The organism is Flavobacteriales bacterium (assembly GCA_016699575.1).
GTDB lineage: Bacteria > Bacteroidota > Bacteroidia > Flavobacteriales_F > PHOS-HE28 > PHOS-HE28.
In genome coordinates this window covers 721682-742554 of record CP064979.1, presented here as the reverse complement: position 1 = coordinate 742554, position 20873 = coordinate 721682, and the positions used below count along the sequence as shown (strand labels likewise).

The window sequence follows — 20873 nt, the reverse complement described above, 5'->3', positions numbered from 1 at the left end:
GGGAGAGGGCAGGGTGAGGTGACGGAGGACGGTCACTCCGCCGCCACGATCGTCCCGCTCAGGATCAATTCGATCTCGGCAGGTTCGCCATCGGTGAGCAGGCGGACGGTTCGCCGGAAGTCGCCCTGCGGCGCACGGCCGCTGAACTGCACAGGGAGCTTGATCGTGGCCCCCGGCGCAATAGCTTCCTCAGGAGCGACCGCCGTAGTGCAACCACAATCGGCCTTTACGCTCAGGATGCGGAGGGGTTGGTCGCTGCTGTTCTTGATGTCGAAGACGAACTCAACGGGTTCGCCTTCCTTCAGTTTGCCCACGCGTTTCACTTGTTGTTCCATCAGCAGTGTCTCACCGCTTGCGCCGGAGATCTCCGCTCGTTCGATCTCAATGCGCCGTTCGCGCGCAGCATCGGGGTCGTACACGCTTTTGCGCTGGTCGCGCAGGTTGTCGCTTACGCCCGTCTTGGCTTTCTCTTCACCGAATGGAGCACGTTCGATGGTAAGGCGTCCACCGTTCGCAGCAACTCCGTCAAGATAGGCTGCAAGCGCACCGCCGTTCCATGCCCGCATCAGGTTCACCAGGCTTTGGATACGGCGCAGCGAGAGGTTCACATTGTAGTCGCTCTTGGCCAGGGGGCTCGCGAAGCCGCGCACCAGAAGGTTCACTTGGCGGCCCTGGTCAAGTGTGCCTTGCAGTTCGCTCATGAACTGCTGCACCTTGTCGTAACCGGCTTGCGCTTCGTTGCCGAAGAAGTTCCCTACGCTCGTGATGGCTTCGTCGCGCGCATCCCCGTCCAGCATCCCGGCGAACTCCCGCTCGTATTGCGGCAGCATGGCCTTGTAGCGGTACCAAGTGCTGTCGTACTGGTGCTCAGTGGTGGTGCTCCAGCTGCGCGGGTCGGGCTCGTCGTTGTGGAAGTAGAGCTTCAGCGGCAGGTATTCAATGAGCTTCCGCACCGGAACGAGCGCCACACTGTCGAGCATGGCCGTGGTGTCCGGCGGGGGAGGCAGCACGCGCGGCAGCTTCCAACGGTAGAGGTCGTTGCAGCAGGTCTCGCCTTTCTTGGCCAATGAACCGATGCGGTTGCTGGTGAGCCAGCCCTCGCCGGTCTCGTCGTTGAAGACGGGGTAGAGGTCGTTGGCCGGTGAATTGATCGGCTGCCCTGCGTTATCCGGTGCGTTGAAGATCTCGTTCTTCCATTCACTGCGGAAGACATCATATCCACCGAGACCAGCGTGGAAGTCACTGCTGAACCACAGTGTGCCCGTATTTTCATCGAAGGCCGGACAAGTCTCGTTGCCGGGCGAATTCACCAACGGGCCCGCGTTGCGGACGTTGCTGGCTTCCGAGCCGGTGAGATCGGCCAGCCAGATGTCCATGCCGCCACGGCCATCGGTTCGGTCGCTGGTGAAGAACAACACTTCGCGATCGTTGATGCGGGCCACCCAGGGTTGCGTGGTGTTGGCATCGGTGCTCAATCCGTTGACGGGTTGTCCAGGCGATTTGATCAAGCGATGTGCGATCGAGCGACGGCCGTCGGGATCCACCATGGTGAAAAACTGGCGCGTGGCATCGGCCCAGAAGAGGTTCGCGTGTTCGCTGCCCATGGCATCCGGCGGTCCTTGTTCCATCATCGGCGGGTTCCACGCTGCACCGTGCTTCGCGGCCGAATACACCCCAACGTGGTAGGCTGCTGTGTCCTGCACCTCGCCGTCGTTGTTCACATCGCCACGCAGGCTGCTGAACCAAAGCGTGCTGTCCGGCCCGAAGCGCGCTCCGAAATCGCTGTCGTAGCTGTTCACCGGTTCGCCCAGGTTCACCACCACGAACGTGCTGGTGCTGTCTTTCATGGCCTTCGCCAAGGCACAGCCCGCAATGCCCTGTTCGGCGCGCAGGTACGCGAAGCTCTTCTTGTCCTTCTCGCGCTGCTTCAGCTTCTTCCATGCCTCTTCGGCCTCCTTGTATTTGCCGTTGCACATGAGCATTTCGGCCAAGTGCAGCTGTGCCTCCGGGTGGATGCGCGTGCGGTCCTTCTGCACCACCTTGGCGTAGTTCGCTTCCGCTTCCGGGTAGCGGTGGCACAAGCGGCACGCCTCGGCCATCTTCCATTGCGCCTCCATCTTGCCGCCGTCCGCTTCCAAGGCGTTCCCATAGAAGCGCGATGCGCCGTAGTGGTCGCCGCGTGCCATGGCATCGTCGCCCCACTGGATCCATTGTCCAGCGCTTTGTGCGTCCGCCGAGCGGTGCAGCACGACGAAAGCCATGAGCACCAACGCACGCAACAGGATCAGATCTGCTCGGGGCATGCCTTGTATCGCGGTAAGGTGAACGTGCGCCCCATGATGTAGATGGCCGTGAGTTCGATACCGCCACGATTGCGGCTCGCAGGCACCAGTTCGCTCACGTTGAAGTCGTAGCTGATGCCGATGTCCCAATCATCGTACTCAACACCGGCGAACAGGTAGCCTGCATCGGCCCAACGCCAATAACCGCCCACGTGCACTGCGCGGCGAAGGCCCATCATCTCGCTTTGGATGAAACGCACGGAGCCGCCGAGGATGAACTCGCGGAACTTGCCCTGGCCCATCCACTGCAGCATCGGCAACACATCGATCTTGTTCGCAACAGGGACCTGTCCCACGAAATTGAGAGCGGTGCGTACATCCAATGGGCTGCCAGGACCGCCCATGAAACCGATGGTGGGTGTGGTCAGGTTGTAGAAGGAGAGACCGGCATCAACACGTTTGCGCTTGGCCATCACGTAGTGGTAGCCCAGCCCAGCGTGAAGGTCGAAATGCGTGAGTCCATCGCGTGCGAAGGATTCGTTGTTGCTGAGCGATGGGTCGTAGTAGAAGCCATTGTACTGCGCGTCGAAGTACAGGTCGCTGTAGTTGATGCTGATCGCGGTGAAGCCCGTCTGCAGGCCAGCGGTAAGCGAATGCTGCTTGGCGGCGTCGATGTGCTTCGAGTAGCTGCCGCCCACGTTCAGTCGGAACGTGTTCAGGCGTGAATCGCCTGCGCGATCGTTGAACAGCCATGCGCCGAGGCCCAATCCTTCCACGCCCTTCACATCTTTGGCATCGCCGCCAAGACCGAACGTGCGATAGGGCTTTGTCACGCTGCGCCATTGCTGGCGGAACACGCCGCTGAAACGGTACGCGCCATCGAATTGCCCGATGTTGGCCGGGGCGGTGGCCATGGGTGTCCGGAAGAACTGGCTGAAGTGGATGTCCTGGGCGTGAGAGGTAGTGATGATGAGGATGCCCAGGGCCATCAGCCAATGGCCTTTGGCCCGTTGGTGCGGTCCGCTCCTTGGGTGGCCTCGTCGGGTGTTCGAAGCACCGACGGGCCAACGGCCAACGGCCAGGAGCCAGGAGCGCATCCCCCTCATCGTATCACCGTGGTATTTCCTTTCTCGAAGTGTTCCTGTCCATCCGCACAGCGCACCTTCAACCAATACACGAAGACCGCCGCATCAACCGGCTTTTCCTTGTAGGTGGCGTCCCAGCCCTTGCCTTGGTCGGTGGTGCTGAAGACGAGTTCGCCCCAACGGTCGAAGATCTTGAACTCGAGGCTGGTGATGTACCTGCCGCGCACGAAGAGCACATCGTTGTTGCCATCGCCGTTCGGGGTGAATGCGTTGGGCACGTAGATGTCGGGTAGGCCACAGTTGAACTCGAACACCGTCACGGTCACGCTGTCGTTCTTCGTGCAGATGCCATCGCTCACGGTCACGACGAACGTTGTGGTCTGGTCAACAACGGCGGTCGGGTTGCCGATGCCCGGGTTGCTGACCTGCCCGGCTGGCTGCCAACTATAGGTGACCCCATTGGTAGGTGTGGCACCCAACTGGACGGTAGTGCCCGCCACAACAATGCTCTGGTCCACTGTGGCGTTCACCGCACCGCCGCTCACCTCGCTCACGTTCACCGTCGTAGTCCCGGTCCAAGTGCAACCCGCGGGTGTGGTCACGTTGCAGGTGAAGAGCGTCGTTTCTGAAGGACTGACCTGGGCGGTCGTGGTCCCTTGACCCGTATCAACATCATTCGCAGGCCCCCATACGATCTGCGATCCAGCCGGTGCACCGAGCAATTGCAACGTCGCTGTTTCATCAGCACAGATCAGACTATCACCGGTGAGCGACGGGTCGGCCATTTCAACCGTGATCGTCACGGAATCGACGCCGACGCAATTGCCTGCGGTCGCCATCACCCAGAAGGTCGTGGTCTGGGTGACGCTCACCGACACCGATGGGTCCAGGGGGTCGATGTTCAACTGGTCGGTGAAGTCCGGGTTGGTGCTCCAATGGTATTCATCAATGGCGCCGCTTGCGGAAGCGGTGAGCACAAGGCTGCTGTTGGGGCCGCAGATCGTTGTATCCGGTCCAGCATCCACCAAGGCATTGTCCACGATCACCATTTGCGTCACCGTATCCGTGCAAATACCATTGCCGATGAGCAAGGTGTAGGTGATCGTGCTTTGTGGGCTGCTGATCGGATTGGCGACGGTGGTGCTGCTCAGCCACGTGGAAGGGCTCCATTGGTAGGTGATGGTCGGGTCGGCAATGGGCAACAGACCGATCTGCACCTGCCCACCTTGGCACACGCTGGTGTCCGGCAGTGAATAGCTCTCGTTGCCCAGCACCACCACCTGTTGTGTCATGGTATCGGCTTCGTTGCAGGCATTGGGATTGAACGCAATAAGCGTGACCTCATATACCCCTGGAGCCGGATAGACATGCGTTGGTGAACCCAGCGAACTGCTGGTGTTGTCGCCGAACAGCCACAGGTAGCCGCTGGCGCCGTAGCTGTTGTTCTCGAACACGATCGGTGTCGGCAGGCAGGCCAGTTCCACATCGAAGTCGGCGACGACGATGGGGAAGTCGAAGTCGAACTTGAAGACACCGTTGTTGCAGTTGGTGCTGTTGTTGGTGGCGCTCACCGCACCGGGGTTCGGCTCGATGGGGAAGTCGCTGTTGCCGCCGCATCCAGCGCATACGCTTTGGTACACACGCCCGCGGCGATCGAAGCGGCTGGTTCCGCCGTCCACGTGCTCCGCGCTCGTGTTCCCCCCGAAAAAGGTGCCGTAGAACAGGTTGCTCATGTCCACTTCGAACACGGCCAGGTAGAAGTCATTGCCTGTCGTGGTGGTCTGGTATCCGTTCGGTGTAACGGCCATGCCAGTGACCCCGAGCGGCAGGCCAATGCCGATGTTGCTGCCCCAGCCGCTCACGTAGAGCTTGTCGCAATAGTCCACCAGGAAGGCCGTGGGGCTGATATCCAGTGTGCCATCACCGACACCGAAGCGCGAGCCTATCAACAACGTGGTGAGGTCGTTGTCCAGCTTGGCGATGAACTGCCCAGCGTTGGGCACGTTGTACGGCGCGTTGAAGATGAGCTGGTTCGCCGGGGCCAGGGTCTGCCCATAGAGGAACACGTTGCCTTGTTGGTCCAGGTCAACGAAGTACGCTTGGTCGTAGGCCGTGCTACCGTAGTAGCTGCCGGCATCCATGGTGGTGCCGTTGTTGGTGAGGTGCGCAACGAACGCATCGGCCTGCCCGCCTTGGTTGCCCTGTTGGTATGCTGAATTGGTCGTGGGCAGATCACCGCTCGCACTGCCGCCGCAGATGAAGAGGTCGCCGTTGTCGTCCAATTCGCCACCGAAACACGCATCGGCATTGCTCCCGCCGAAGTAGGTGCTGAAGAGCAGCGTGGTCAGCGAGGCATCCATCTTCACCACCACACCATCGTGACTGCCTCCGGCAAAACCCTGTTGGAACGCATTGTTGGTGGTGGGGAAGTCAGTGCTCTCCGTACAGCTGATGATGTACACGTTATCGTTCGCATCCAGTAGCACCTCGCCGCGCATCTCATCGGCGTAGTTCATTTTCAGTGCAGTACTGGTGTTGTGGCCATCGTTACCGGTGCCGCCCAGATGGGTGCTGGCCAGCAAGGCACCGCCGTTGTTGCTCAACCGCGCCACGATCATATCGCTGCCTGATGGATAGCTGACACCGATCCCCTGTGGCGAGAAGGATACCCCACCACTGAACGCTGAATCAAAGCATCCCGCAGTGGTAGGAAAGTCGGGCGAGCCCGTGGTGCCCAGGATGAACACCTCGTCATTGTCGTTGACGATGAGGCTATGCGGCAGATCATCGCCTTGACCACCGATCATGGTGCTCCAAACGATGAAGGTGCCGGTGGTGTCGTATTTGGTTATGGCAATGTCGGTACCTACGATCCCGCCTTGTCCATCGCCCCCGGCCCAGAAAGTTTGATAGGCACCAACAGTGGTGGGATAACCATTGCCGAAGGAGGAACTCCCGCTGTACAGGAAGCCGTCATCATCGTAGGTCGCGGTGTAGCCGAAGTTGTCACTGAAGCTGCCGCTGTAGGTGGAGAAGGAGAGGGTGGGGTCGATGATCAGCGTACCGTCGTTCGCCAAGTAAGGAACACTCAGCCCCACTATGCCTTCCTCGTTCAACACATAGGTCGCATCGATGAAAATGGACATGCCCTTTGCAGGCTTCCATTGCACCATCGGTATCGCCTCGGTCAACCTGCCGAGTGATGTAACTATCCTGAGTTCCTCCCCCTCAAGGAATGTTCCATCAGCACCTTCGTACGTGAAAAGGATGTCGCTTGCATCAGCCCCGGGCGCAACGATGAAATCGTACTTCAACCCGTTCGCATCGCTCTTCACCTCCACGTCGATGCCTGGCCACACATCGTCCATCATCACAGAGGTGAAGCCGCGGACGTTGCCGGCCCATTTCGACTTGTCCCTACCCATGATGTAGTTCGTGTGGCCGCTGCGTAGGCCTTTGCCTTCCACCTTCAGGGCCCCATCGGTGCCAAGGAACCTCAACTTCAGGGCATGGTGGCGGATCGCAGGACTGGCATCGTCGTCCTGGTGGCCAGCGTGTGCGCCATGCAACCGGTGCACAGCTTCTGCATCGTAGAGGTCGATGAGTATGCCGTCGCGTTCCACCCATACGGTGGCTCCTGGTGCATCGGCTCGGAAAGCCACTGTAGCAGGCCACTGGCCCTTGTTCTCGTTGTAACGCAGGATGGTTGCTTCCTGCGCCACGCCGGTTGCCGGTGCAAGGCTCAGCAGCAGCAAGAACAATGGGGCGAACCGTCGCAAGACCATGGGCCGGTGAATTTATCCAAGGTCCGGACGTGGTGATATGTGCCCCGCGTTGCTTACCCCAAGCAGCACACGGTGCGGAAGTCCCGCCGGACCGCCGAGATCACTTGTTGGCTTGCTGGTCCTCGTCCAGGGCCAGTCGGAACTCCACGCGACGGTTCAGGCTTCGATGCAGTTCGTCGGTGTTGGCGGCAATGGGCTTGTTTTCGCCATGGCCTACCGCCACGATACGGTCTTTGGCCACACCATGGGTCAGGAACCAATCGGTGACGCTCTGTGCTCGGCGCTGGGACAACTTCATGTTGAAGTCTGTCTTGCCTTGGTCGTCCGTGTGGGCCTCGATGACGAGGTTCAGTGCACTGTGTTTGTTCACCAGCCGGAGCACTTGGTGCAATTGCTCCTCGAATACCGGCTCGAAGGTGTGCGCTCCGGTGGCGAACAGCACGTTGCTGACACGCAGCACACTGTTGTTCAACTGTTGGGCGTCCAGGTTGGCCAGTTGGCTCATGTCGAGCACCTTCTCCATCTCCACGGCCATCACCATGGCGTCCATGTACTTGAGCTGCTTCACCTTGGCGAACACTTCGTACAGCTCGCCCAGGTTCTTCGCCTCGCCAACACTGTAGGTATATGTTGCCGAAACCGGGTCGTACCGCTCGATCACCGGATAGTACTTGCGGATCTCCGCGAAGCGCGGGTCGTTCAGGTCCAATCGCTCCCGGCTCCGCAGGAGTTCAACACTGAAGCGGACATCCTCGCCTTCGCTCACGGCAAGTTGGAACTCGTCGTTGGCCAACGTCTTGTAGGTGAACTCACGCGTTTCACCGTTCGCTGCCAGGTACTCGACATCCACCGGTGCATCCAAACGGTCCTTGAAACGATCGATGACGGTGATGTTGCGGGCAATGCAGCGGTTGCGGATCACGCCCTCGGCATCGGGGCGGCTGAGCACGTCGAGCTTCACGGTGTAATCGCCGGCCTTGTCGTAGGCATGGAGCACGTTGCTGCCTTCGCCTTGCGCGCCATCGCCGAAGTCCCACTTCCAATCCGCTATGCGCAGCTCAGGCAGATAGGTCTCCTTGGCATCGAAGCGCACTTCGCGTCCTGTTCGGGCCGAGTCAATGATGGTGATGTACGGCTGGTGTATGTCTTCGATGATGAGCTTGTACCGTCCCTCCTCGAAGAAGACCGATCTACTGGCGGTATCCACCAAGTTGAGCGCAACGGTGTATTCGCCAGGCCCTTTGAAGCAATGCTGTGCCTTCAGCCCGGGGATGATCGTGCCGTCACCGAGGTTCCACTCGTAACGAAGGGGCAAACCACGCTCGGTGAAGCTGGCGTTTTCTTCGAAGGTGTAGCAGTAGTTGTTCTCCTGCTGTACTGCGCAATCCACGAAGAGCGGCACGAACCGGTCGAAGCGGTAGATACGGTCGTCGCCGTCGCGGTTGCTGCTGAAATAACCGCTGATGCCACCGGGATAGCAAGTGAAGCCGAGGTCGTTGCGGGGTGAATTGATCGGGGCGGGGAGGACTTCGGCCGTACCCCATGCTGATCCATTGGCCTTTGCGCACCAGATGTCCAAACCGCCTTCGCCACCACTGCGGTTGCTCGCGAAGTAGATCCTGCCATCATCATCAATGAACGGGAACAGCTCGTTGTCCTTGCTGTTCAACGCGTCCAGCGCAACAGGCTTGCTCCACTTGTCGCCGTGCAGTTCCGTGATGAACAGGTCGGTGCCGCCTTTCCCTCCCGGCATGTCACTGGCGAAGACCAAGCGGCTGCCATCGGCCGTGAATGCGGCGTGCATCACGTTGTAGGCCGGGTCGTTGTGCTCGAAGGCTTTCACTTTGCCCCAACCGCCGTCCTTCTTCTCGCTGAAGAAGAGCCCGATGTTCTCGTCGCCCTCTTCGCCGTCCATTTCCCGCGCCCGCTTCAGGTTGCGCGTAAGGCACATGAGCTTGTTGCGGTCCGTGAGCGCGGCCGGGCCGTCGTTCACTTCCGTATTGATCTCCTCGCCGAAGGGGAATGGCTTGCCCGGCACACCGTTGCGCAGACGAACGCGATATAGGTCGCTGAGGGGGCTGCCGGTCTCTTCGCTTGTGTACCCCACGAGCTGGTCGCGCTCACGGAGACTTGCGAAGACCAAACTGCTGTCCACGATCATGGGCGCGAAGTCCACGCCTGCTGGAGAGAGCTCCAACGGCCTCACCGAATACGCCACGTTCTGTGCGGCCGCGCGGAACGCAGCGCAAAGAACGATGATGGTGAGGAGGGTGGGGCGGAACATGTGATCGTCAGAAGTAACGCGGGTCGCGGATCTTGATGCGGTAGCCGAATTCGTATTGGACCATCACTTCGTGGGTGCCGCTGTGATAGGGGGTGATGCTGCTGATGCCCATGTCGTAGCTGTAGCCGAAGCGCAGTTGCGGCTTTGGCAGCACCTCCAGCATGCCTACGAACGAATCGCCACTGCGGTAGCTGGCGCCCAGCCAAACTTTCTCGCGGATGATGAGATTGGCGCTCAGGTCGCCTTGGACCGCACCGCCGTATTGATAGCGCAGCAGTGCACTGGGCTTCAATTTCAACTTACGGTTCAGGTCGAACACGTAGCCCCCGGTCAGCATCGGTTGGTATTGGCGCACGTCGTTGCTTACGCTGTAGTTGTTGCGATCGGCGTTGTAACGGTGGCTGAGGAAAAAGGGTACGCTGGCCCCCATGAAGAACTTCTTCTTGTAGTAGAAGGCCCCGGCACTGAAGTTGGGTTGCAGGGCGCTCGGCGTGTTCTGCGCGAATAGTGCATCGCCTTGTTCCGTGGTGCGCACCTCTGTCCATTCAGCCTTGAGTATGCTGAGGCCACCCCCAAGGCCGAAGCTCAGACGGCCTTTCCTGAACTTGATGCGGTATGCATAGTTGAAGAAGATGCCTGTCTCGCGGCTCACCCCGATGCGGTCGTTGATGATCATCAGCCCGAGGCCCATCTTCCTGCGGTTGAGGGGGGCGTGCACGCTCAGTACCTGCGTTTCGGGAGCGCCTTCAATGCCCACCCATTGGTTGCGCCAGGTCAGGTTGGCAGCCAGCGCATCGCGACTACCCGCGTACGCAGGGTTGATGAGCAGCCCATTGAACAGGTACTGGCTCGTGAGCGGAGTGTGTTGCGCTATGGCCGAAAGCCCGCACAAGCACACCAGGGTTGATGCGATCCACTTCACCATCGGTCAGCGCTTGATGATCAGGTAGCCGTCGTACGTGCGGCCCTCGGTTATGTTCAGGACCATGAAGTAGGTGTCGTCCGGTAGCTCGCGACCGGTCCAGTCGTTCCTGTAGCCTTCGCCCTCATAGACCTTCCGGCCCCAGCGATCGAACACCGCAATGCGGCTTTCGGGGTATTCCGTGATACCGGGTATCACCAAAGCGTCGTTCACACCATCGCCGTTGGGGCTGAACCCGGTGGGTATGCTCAATTCGTTCACCGTGATGAGCACTGTGTCCGAAACGGCGGGGCACGGGCCATTGCTTGCGCTCAGAATGAAGGTGTTTGCGCCAAGACCGAGCAGATATACCTCGGAAACGAGCATGGCTGGATCGGTGATATTGCCGCTGCCGGAAGCCAAGCTCCACAGCCATGCAGTGCCATCGGTGGTGCCTTGCAGCACAGTGTGGTCGATCACATCCAAGTGTTGGTCGGGCCCGGCGTCCACGGTCGGTACCACAGCGGGATCTTGGAAAGTGATCTGCACGCTGTCGGCTGAATAACACTGACCATCGCCAACTGTCCACAAGAAGTGGTGCACACCTGAGATGCCGCCGACCATCGTGCTCGGGGAGTATGTGTCGGCGATCGTCCCACCCGTGAGCGAGGTCCATATACCAACTGCGGTTTGCAGTGTGGCAGCCATCTGGTGCTCAAGCCCGCACACTTCTGCATCGGGACCGGCATTGGCAACCGGCGCAGGGGTGATGTTGACGTAACCGATACCGTTCGAGGAGCAATTGCCCAGCGTTGCGGTGTAGGTCAGTTCGACGAGTCCCAGCATCCCGCTCGGGTTGAACATGTTGCCGATCACTCCGGTGCCGGACCAAGTGCCACCCGTGGCGCTTCCGTTGTTCAGAAGAGTGTTCAGGTCCAACGGAGCAACGCCGTCGCACACGCTGCCCGGACTGGTCCAATCGGCGGCAGGTACCGTGTCTATGGTGATGCTCTCGGTGTGCACTCCCGTGCAACCACCCACCTCCACAGTGTAGAGCACCGAGTAAGTCCCCAGTGGTGATGCATCAAGATCGATCGTTCCGAGGGCATCCATCACCAGTGTTGTGGGAGCGCTGGTGAACGCCCCGCCTGGAGTGACCGGATTCGTGATGGGGTCGAAACCGTTCTGGCAGAAGGTGCTGTTGCTGTAGAAGAAGGTTGCGTCCGGCGTCCCGCCGATGGTCAGCATCAGGGTATCGGTGTTGCAACCAACGGTGTGGAAGTAGGTGCCGCTCTGGTTGTAGGTCTGCCCGCTCGTGCTCCAGAAGTAGCTGTTGCAATCGCTGTCGGTGGTGCTGCTGCCGGTGGTTCCGGTGATGGTCAGCACCAGCGTGTCGGTGTTGCAGCCGACAGTGTGGGTGTAGGTCCCACTAGCGGTGTAGGTCTGCCCGCTGGTGCTCCAGAAGTAGCTGTTGCAATCGCTGGCAGAGGTCGACGTTCCCGTAGCTCCGTTGATGGTCAGTACCAGGGTGTCGGTGTTGCAGCCGACGGTGTGGGTGTAGGTGCCGCTAGCGGTGTAAGTCTGACCACTGATGCTCCAGAAGTAGCTGTTGCAATCGCTGGCAGAAGTCGACGTTCCCGTAGCTCCGTTGATGGTCAGCACCAAGGTGTCGGTGTTGCAACCGATGGTGTGTGTGTAGGTGCCGCTAGCGGTGTAAGTCTGACCACTGGTGCTCCAGAAGTAGCTGTTGCAATCGCTGGCAGAGGTCGACGTTCCCGTAGCTCCGTTGATGGTCAGTACCAGGGTGTCGGTGTTGCAGCCGACGGTGTGGGTGTAGGTGCCGCTAGCGGTGTAAGTCTGACCACTGATGCTCCAGAAGTAGCTGTTGCAATCGCTGGCAGAAGTCGACGTTCCCGTAGCTCCGTTGATGGTCAGCACCAAGGTGTCGGTGTTGCAACCGATGGTGTGTGTGTAGGTGCCGCTAGCGGTGTAAGTCTGACCACTGATGCTCCAGAAGTAGTTGTTGCAATCGCTGGCAGAGGTCGACGTTCCCGTAGCTCCGTTGATGGTCAGTACCAGGGTGTCGGTGTTGCAGCCGACGGTGTGGGTGTAGGTGCCGCTAGCGGTGTAAGTCTGACCACTGATGCTCCAGAAGTAGCTGTTGCAATCGCTGGCAGAAGTCGACGTTCCCGTAGCTCCGTTGATGGTCAGCACCAAGGTGTCGGTGTTGCAACCGATGGTGTGTGTGTAGGTGCCGCTAGCGGTGTAAGTCTGACCACTGATGCTCCAGAAGTAGTTGTTGCAATCGCTGGCAGAGGTCGACGTTCCCGTAGCTCCGTTGATGGTCAGCACCAAGGTGTCGGTGTTGCAACCGATGGTGTGTGTGTAGGTGCCGCTAGCGGTGTAAGTCTGACCACTGATGCTCCAGAAGTAGTTGTTGCAATCGCTGGCAGAGGTCGACGTTCCCGTAACTCCGTTGATGGTCAAGACCAGGGTATCGGTGTTGCAGCCAGCGGTGTGGAAGTAGGAGCCGCTCTGGTTGTAGGTCTGCCCGCTGATGCTCCAGAAATAGCTGCTGCAATAGCTGGCGGTGGTGCTGCTGCCGGTCGTTCCGTCGATGGTCAGCAGCAGGGTATCGGTGTTGCAACCAACGCTGTGGAAGTAGGTGCCGCTCTGGTTGTAGGTCTGCCCGCTGATGCTCCAGAAGTAGCTGTTGCAATCGCTGGCGGTGGTGCTGCTGCCGGTGGTTCCGGCGATGGTCAAGACCAGGGTATCGGTGTTGCAACCAACGCTGTGGAAGTAGGTGCCGCTCTGGTTGTAGGGCTGCCCGCTGATGCTCCAGAAGTAGCTGTTGCAATCGCTGGCGGTGGTGCTGCTGCCGGTGGTTCCGGCGATGGTCAAGACCAGGGTATCGGTGTTGCAACCAACCGTGTGGAAGTAGGTGCCGCTCTGGTTGTAGGTCTGCCCGCTGATGCTCCAGAAATAGCTGCTGCAATCGCTGGCGGTGGTGCTGCTGCCGGTGGTTCCGGCGATGGTCAAGACCAGGGTATCGGTGTTGCAGCCGACGGTGTGGGTGAAGGTGCCACTACCGGTGTAGGTCTGCCCGCTCGTGCTCCAGAAGTAGCTGTTGCAATCGCTGGCGGTGGTGCTGCTGCCGGTCGTTCCGTCGATGGTCAGTAGCAGGGTATCGGTGTTGCAACCAACCGTGTGGAAGTAGGTGCCGCTCTGGTTGTAGGTCTGCCCGCTGATGCTCCAGAAGTAGCTGTTGCAATCGCTGGCGGTGGTGCTGCTGCCGGTGGTTCCGGCGATGGTCAAGACCAGGGTATCGGTGTTGCAACCAACCGTGTGGAAGTAGGTGCCGCTCTGGTTGTAGGTCTGCCCGCTGATGCTCCAGAAGTAGCTGTTGCAATCGCTGGCGGTGGTGCTGCTGCCGGTGGTTCCGGCGATGGTCAAGACCAGGGTATCGGTGTTGCAACCAACCGTGTGGAAGTAGGTGCCGCTCTGGTTGTAGGTCTGCCCGCTGATGCTCCAGAAATAGCTGCTGCAATCGCTGGCGGTGGTGCTGCTGCCGGTGGTTCCGGCGATGGTCAAGACCAGGGTATCGGTGTTGCAACCAACGGTGTGGAAGTAGGTGCCGCTCTGGTTGTAGGTCTGCCCGCTGATGCTCCAGAAATAGCTGCTGCAATCGCTGGCGGTGGTGCTGCTGCCGGAAATGCCGCTCGGACAGGCATCAACGCAATCGGCCACACCGTCGTTGTCAGTGTCCACATCGCTCACTCCGCAACCGCAAATGCCGGGGGCGATCTTGTCCGGGTCGTTAGGGCAGCCGTCGTTGCAGTTGGCGGTGCCGTCGCCGTCGCTGTCGGTGTTGTCGGTCGTACCCGCGCACACGCAGTTGGTCAGCACATCGTTGATGGTGCAGGGGTCGTTGTCGTTGCAGGCGGTGCCATCGGTGCTGTTGTCGCACGTGTCGATCGGGTCGCAGATCATGTCGCCGTCGCTGTCACCGGCAGGCGTACCCGCGCACACGCAGTTGGTCAGCACGTCGTTGATGGTGCACGGATCGTTGTCGTCGCAGGCCTGACCGTCGGTGCTGTTGTCGCACGTGTCGATGGGGTCGCAGATCGTGTCACCGTCGCTGTCACCGGCAGGCGTACCGGCGCATACGCAGTTGGCCAACACATCGTTGATGGTGCACGGGTCGTTGTCGTTGCAGGCCTGTCCGTCGGTGCTGTTGTCGCACGTGTCGATGGGGTCGCAGATCGTGTCACCGTCGCTGTCACCGGCAGGCGTACCGGCGCATACGCAGTTGGCCAACACATCGTTGATGGTGCACGGATCGTTGTCGTCGCAGGCCTGACCGTCGGTGCTGTTGTCGCACGTGTCGATGGGGTCGCAGATCGTGTCACCGTCGCTGTCACCGGCAGGCGTACCCGCGCACACGCAGTTGGTCAGAACGTCGTTGACGGTGCACGGATCGTTGTCGTCGCAGGCCTGACCGTCGGTGCTGTTGTCGCACGTGTCGATGGGGTCGCAGATCGTGTCACCGTCGCTGTCACCGGCAGGCGTACCCGCGCATACGCAGTTGGCCAACACGTCGTTGATGGTGCACGGATCGTTGTCGTCGCAGGCCTGACCGTCGGTGCTGTTGTCGCACGTGTCGATACAGTCCGCGTTGCCATCGCCATCGGTATCGGTATCAGCCACCCCGCAACCACAGGTACCAGGGGCGATCTTGTTCGGGTCGGCAGGGCATCCGTCAACGCAGTCGGCAGTGCCGTCCGTGTCGGTGTCCGTTCCAGGAACACCACATCCGCATACGCCCGGCGCTGTGATCGTCAGCCAGAACCAGCCGCTGTTCACACAGCCATCACCGATCACATACCCAATGGGGTAAGGGCCGCCCACATCACTTGAGCCAAGGTCGATCGCTCCTGTGCTCGCGTCGATGGCCACGCCCGCTGAAGCCAGGAACTCCGCCCCTAGCACCATTGGTGAGGCGACAGTCGGGAAAACGGTGCTTCCGTCCTTACAGAACGTGTTCGACGCATACTGAAGCGTCACTGTCGGTTGAGCGACCGAAACCATGACTTCTGCTGAAACACTCGAGCACGGAGCGCCGGCCTGCACACTGTACGTGTAGGTTCCGTCCTGCATCGTGGCTGGATCGAACGCGTTGCCGATAACCGTGCTCGGACCGGACCAATTTCCTCCCGGGGAAGGAGTGCCGCCGAGTTGATCGAACAGACTTACGGGAGCATCAGAGCATACGATGTTCAATGCACCGTCCGATCCGGCGTTCGGGACAGCGACATAGGTTATCGAGAATGCCGCTGTGTCATCCGTGCAGGGGGGCGTTCCGTGCGTGATGTACCAATAGGTGTACGTGCCTGGTGTCGCAACGGAGGGGTCGACGATACCACCGGGCAGTACCAGGCCCGTGCTCTTCTTCCAGGTTCCGCCTGGGTTCGCGCCTGATGTGATCAGCGTGTTCAGGTCGAACCAAGTGGCGGACATGCACAATGAGGTGTCACCGTTGTTGCCCGACCACACAGCGTCATGGACTTCGATCGGCATCATGATGGAATCTTCGGGGCAGCCACCGGTTGCCGACCACTTGTACTTGATCGTGTAATTGGTTGCCGTGGTTGACCCCGGAAGAAAAGACCCGGTCCAGGCATCCAGCGTGCTGATGGTCGGGTCGGCACTGAAGGTTCCGCTCGCCGTGCCGCTGATGGTTGGCGTCACCAACGTCCCTTCCGTACAGAATGCAGAACCAGGATAGCTGACAGATGCGGTTGGTACGGGTGTGGCTGTGGTCGACAGTGCTGTGCTCGTCGCGCTGCAGCCATTGCCATCGGTGACGGTCACGGAGTAATTGCCGCTAGCCGTTGCGCTGATGCTCTGTGCCGTGGCCCCATTGCTCCAGAGGTTGCCCGTTGCGCTGCTGCTGGTAAGGGTCACGCTACCGCCGTCGCAGAAGGTCGTTGGGCCGCTTGCTGAGATGACGGGTACGCTCGGTGTGGGGTTCACGACAATGATCGTAGAGGCTGTTGCCGTACATCCTCCCACGCCCGTGCTCACATAACCGATCGTATGGGAGCCGGGTCCCGCAACGGACGGATCGAACGTGTTTCCGGTCACCCCTGTGCCGATCCAAGTACCACCGACCGGTGTTCCGTTCAACGTGAAAGCGCCGTTCTGCGAGCATACTGGGCCATAGTTGCCAGGAGATGGATCGGGCGATGCCACCACGGTCACTGTAGCCGTGTCCGCTTCGGGGGAGAAGCATGGTGCGTCAACAGCTATGGTCCATGTGCCTGGTCCAAGGACGGCCGGATCGAACGATCCATCGCTGCTGACAAGCCCTGCGCAATTGATGCAGGTGTAGGTCACGCCGTTCAACGGCATGCTGTTCGTCGGTGCTACGGTTCCTTCGTTCGTGCAGACGGTAGTTGGATAGGCAAGGTCCGGAAGTCCGGTGCCCATGGTGACAACGTCGAACACGCAGTAGTGGGGAATGCCCGCGGCGTCGATGACCTTGTAGGTCACCGCCGTGGTGTCGTTAACCGCCCACGCCCCGTCGCTGTGCGTTGCACCCGCCCAGGTCAATGGGCCACAAAGGTCCACTGTCGTGCTGTCCTGCGGTGGAAGCAGAACACTTGTGGTGCAGTCGCCGGCATTCGTGGCAGTGAACGATATGGCGCCTGAGCAATGGACAAGCGTATCGCGCACCAGCACTGTATACGTGCACGCGTCGGAGTTCCCTCCACCGGTTGCGGTAAGCGTTATGGTATACTCGCCCGGAGGATATGTTCCGCTGGGAATGCTCGAGGTCCATACTGCACCGCAGATTCCGTTTACCGCCAGCGGTTCGGCCAGCAGTTGGGCGCTACAGGTCAAAGGGTCGGCTTGCAGTACCGTGTCATTCGGGCAAACGATCGTTGGGGGTGCGTCGTTGTGGATCCAAATGGTGTGGTTGTTCCACGTGCCGTTGCCCAAACTGTCGCTCACCCACATGGTCATGTTAACGAGCGTATCCCCATAGAACATGGTGAATGCATCAGGCTCCATGTCGATGGTAGCGCCGTTGCAGTCCGTTGCGGTCACGTACGTGGTTAGATCAGGGAAGGCCACCTGGCAGCCAGCGCCCAGGTATACGTGGAAGGAATCGGTGAGCGCGCACGTGATCTCCGGGTACATGCTGTCCACTACAACCACTTGCCATTCGCAGGCGGCCGAGTTCCAGTGATCATCGCGATGCACTTCGCGGAAGCGGTGCGTACCACGGGACAGGGTAATGTTCGCCCAACCGGAAACGTCGAGGTACGTGCTGCTGTCGTGCATCAGCACGTACGTCTCGTATTCCGCCTCGGTGTCGGGGTCGCAACCGTTGCCGTCCGTGGAATGGATCACGGGGAACACGTACCCGAGCGTGCAGTCGTGACCAGCGAGCACCAACGTGTCGTTTCCCGGACAATTGGAGAAGACGGGGGGCACGGTGTCCAGTACGGTCACCGTGAAGGTGTCGAGCGTATTGTTCCAGCCGTCCTCGGCTTTCCAAGCAATGTCGTATGTGCCCGGACCGAGCAAACTTCCGCTCAACGGTCCGGCATTCCAGCTGATGGTGAGGTTGCCGCAGGGAACTTCGACCATGTAGGGCAGTTGTTCGCCGACGTTCTTGTCGTTCCATCCACTGCTCGACTGGACCACTCCATCGGCTGTGCCGTCAGTGTCACTTGGTTCGCTGGCCAACCACGCGTCGAACACCATCGGCTCCCCGTTCGGCCAAACGAACGTGCCTTCGGTCGCTTCGTCGTTCAGCCCGATCCACCAATCGGAGAACCCGTTGGCATCGCCCGCGTCAGCAAGGAATTGGTTCTCCGTGGCTGAACCGATACAAGCCAAATGGCCGCCCATTGAAAGAGCCTGGACATGTGCCGCATCGCGCGTCGTTGGATTGGTGAACAGGTAGTAGTTGCTACCGTTCATAGTGCCGATGTACAGGCTGCCAACAGGTGTCGGGGGAGCCACGCAGCCGCAGTTGTCCGTGGCCGACACCATGTAGTTGAACTGCACCGTGCAGTTGGTGGCACTCACGTAAAGCGTTGTGTCGTTCGGCATCACCAGGTCAGGAGCCTGTGTGTCAGCCGTTCCGACCGTGAGCGTATTGCTCATTGCGCTCGGACATGCACCATTCGTTACCCTCACTGCAACCTGCAGGTCGCCCGTCAGGTTGTTGATGGAGTGCGTGGCGGTATTGTTGACGACGTTGGTCCAGGATACCCCGTCAGGGCTGGCCATCCAATCGAGAGAAGAGCCTTGATGTCCCGTGAGGACGAGATCCACCGTTCCCCCCGGGCAAACGGGGGAATTGCTCGTAAGCGTGCCACCGAGCGATGGAGCTTGAACGGTGACCGGCTTCGTTGTGCTCTTGGTGCATCCACCTGAGTTCGTCGGTACCGTGTAGGTCAGGCTTACCGTGCCAGATGCGATCGGCGCGGTCCATTGTGTCCCCACCAATGTTCCATTGCTGACGGTCCAAGTACCGAAATCGTAGCTGCCGAACATCGATTTCACGCAATCGACATCGCCCGCGGTCGAGCCGGCGGTCTGCTGAAGCCTCACGAACCGTCCTTGTGCGGTGGTCGCAACGGTCTTCCAGGTCATGAACGCATTCGAAGTGTTCACCGATCCGCAAGCCACCCATGGACCGGCGGCGGTCATGCCAACTGAAATGTTGAGCACGGGTGTTGGACCAGCGCTCATGCCATTGCGTCGGAAGCGCACTTGCAGGAGTTCCCCCGCAGGCACGGTATCCGTGAGGTCAAGCACCAGTGTGGCTGTAGCGCCGGTCAGTGTTGCGTAGGCTGCGTCAGAAGCGCCCAACGCACCAGCGGCGTTGCCAACCCCCGACATGCTTGGAGAGAAGGCATCGGCGTAGGTCACCGTGGGTTGGTACAGCAGGCTCGATAGGTCCACTGTATTGCCTGCGCAGGTCCCCGAAGGAAGGTTCCTCCAGATGGAGGGGTCCTGAAGTCCAGCGAACCGAAGGCCCATGTTCGCGAACGCGATGAACCCGTCATCACCGCCCAAGCTTGTCAGGGACGCGGCCCCGAAGACGAGGTCAGAATCGTACGTGCCGGCCAAGGCAAGCCCACCGGTGCGGCTTGTGGCAATGGCACCGCAAATGGCGGAACCGGTGCTCAGTACGGCTTGGTGCGCGATGAGCTGGCCGGACGGACGGAAGGTCAGAACGAAGTTGTCGGCGTTTCCCGTGCCGCTCAATGTTGAAGCACCAACGTTCACGTTGCCCTTGAACGAACCACAAACCAGCACGGCCCCGTTCGGGGAAACGGCGATATCCCTTCCGATGAACTCGTTGCTCGTTTGCGACGCACCGAACGTTGCTTGCAGTGGTGTACCGGCCGTCTCGCTCAACTTGGCGAGATAGAAGTAGTTGTCGGTCGGTGAACCCGAAGGGCCGGTCAATGGGGCGAAGGAGGTGGTGCCGTTGCACTGCCCAGTGACGTACACTCCCTGGCAGGCCATGTTCACCGAAGGGGTTCCGAGGTCGGTGGGGGATGTATTGGTCAAGGGCCGGGTCCAGCGATGGGTTCCGTCCAATTCGAAGGCGGTGATGTAGGTGTCGTTTTCCGTACCGCTTGACGAACTGTGCACCATGGACAACGGTTGCCACCATTCAACGGTGGGCCCTGCTGCACGAAGGCCGGTGACGATGAACGAACCGTTGCTGGCCACGTTGGCGACCAGGTCATCCCCGTTGCCGGTGCTCCTGGCCGTGTTCATCCACTGGATCGTCCCGTTCGGTGCATAGCGCGCCAAGAAGACGTTTTCATCGTTGCTGAACCACAGTTGAAGCGTCCCGGGCGTGTTCCGGCTGCTCAACAAAGCCCCGTTGGCGGTTGCATATCCTTTCGTTCGCCCGGCCACAACAATGCCCGTGGCGTCGACAGCCACGGAGGGCATGTCCTGATCGTCAGGCCCGGAAATGGTGTAGGCCCACAAGAATCCACCGGTTGGATCGTACGCCGCTAAGAATATGTCCGTACCCCCGCTCGAAAGCGAGGAGAGGATCGCTGTAACGCTGCCCGAGGTGAAGAACTGGGCGCTGCCGGTGAACGTGCCCACCACGTAAACCGTCCCGTCATCGCTGACGGCCACACCGGTGGCCTTGTCCTCCCCACCGTCACCGATCTGCACCTGCCACTGAAGCGAGCCTGCGTCATTGTATTTGCACAGGAAGGCTTGATCCTGGGCCGTTAGGGCCATGCCGGTGTTCAGGGGGTTGGTTCCATCCACCGCCCCGACCGCATAAAGGGATTGGTCGTTCGGGTCGAAAGCGACGTCATTCGCTGCATCATCACCGCTCGAAGGTGTGCCACCAAGCGTTTTGGCCCAGTTCCACGGATAGGTCTGGGCACCTCCGCTCAAGGGCGGGCCAAGGAGCAGAAGGAGCGCCGAATGACGCAACAGGGTCCTGAAATGCCTTAGAGCAATGGGCATTTATCGAAG

The 20873-nt window shown here is 60.1% G+C and carries 6 protein-coding genes; all 6 read right to left on the bottom strand.

Going from position 1 to position 20873, the window contains the following annotated elements; genetic code table 11:
* Window positions 1-32 precede the first annotated feature (32 nt).
* On the bottom strand, window positions 33-2303 hold the full coding sequence (locus IPJ76_03205; protein ID QQR87245.1) for a DUF1573 domain-containing protein: 2271 nt from the start codon (window positions 2301-2303) through the stop codon (window positions 33-35).
* Complete coding sequence (locus tag IPJ76_03200; protein QQR87244.1) at window positions 2285-3379, bottom strand: PorP/SprF family type IX secretion system membrane protein; 1095 nt, start codon at window positions 3377-3379, stop codon at window positions 2285-2287. The genes IPJ76_03205 and IPJ76_03200 overlap by 19 nt, the downstream gene beginning before the upstream one ends.
* Window positions 3380-3384: 5 nt before the next feature.
* Window positions 3385-7152 (bottom strand): gliding motility-associated C-terminal domain-containing protein, encoded by a 3768-nt coding sequence (locus tag IPJ76_03195; GenBank protein QQR87243.1) that lies wholly within the window; start codon window positions 7150-7152, stop codon window positions 3385-3387.
* 100 nt (window positions 7153-7252) lie between these two features.
* Window positions 7253-9436, bottom strand: coding sequence for a PKD domain-containing protein (locus IPJ76_03190; GenBank protein QQR87242.1), 2184 nt, complete (start codon window positions 9434-9436; stop codon window positions 7253-7255).
* Window positions 9437-9443: 7 nt separating this feature from the next.
* The gene (locus IPJ76_03185) at window positions 9444-10361 is read right to left on the bottom strand and encodes a type IX secretion system membrane protein PorP/SprF (GenBank protein ID QQR87241.1); all 918 of its coding nucleotides are present in this window, start codon (window positions 10359-10361) and stop codon (window positions 9444-9446) included.
* Between the two features lie 3 nt (window positions 10362-10364).
* The gene (locus IPJ76_03180; GenBank protein ID QQR87240.1) at window positions 10365-20864 is read right to left on the bottom strand and encodes a gliding motility-associated C-terminal domain-containing protein; all 10500 of its coding nucleotides are present in this window, start codon (window positions 20862-20864) and stop codon (window positions 10365-10367) included.
* Window positions 20865-20873: the final 9 nt, after the last annotated feature.

Coding starts and splice junctions, on each gene's coding strand:
- IPJ76_03205 (QQR87245.1), bottom strand. CDS start 2,303: ATGCCCCGAGCAGATCTGATCCTGTTGCGTGCGTTGGTGCTCATGGCT.
- IPJ76_03200 (QQR87244.1), bottom strand. CDS start 3,379: ATGCGCTCCTGGCTCCTGGCCGTTGGCCGTTGGCCCGTCGGTGCTTCG.
- IPJ76_03195 (QQR87243.1), bottom strand. CDS start 7,152: ATGGTCTTGCGACGGTTCGCCCCATTGTTCTTGCTGCTGCTGAGCCTT.
- IPJ76_03190 (QQR87242.1), bottom strand. CDS start 9,436: ATGTTCCGCCCCACCCTCCTCACCATCATCGTTCTTTGCGCTGCGTTC.
- IPJ76_03185 (QQR87241.1), bottom strand. CDS start 10,361: ATGGTGAAGTGGATCGCATCAACCCTGGTGTGCTTGTGCGGGCTTTCG.
- IPJ76_03180 (QQR87240.1), bottom strand. CDS start 20,864: ATGCCCATTGCTCTAAGGCATTTCAGGACCCTGTTGCGTCATTCGGCG.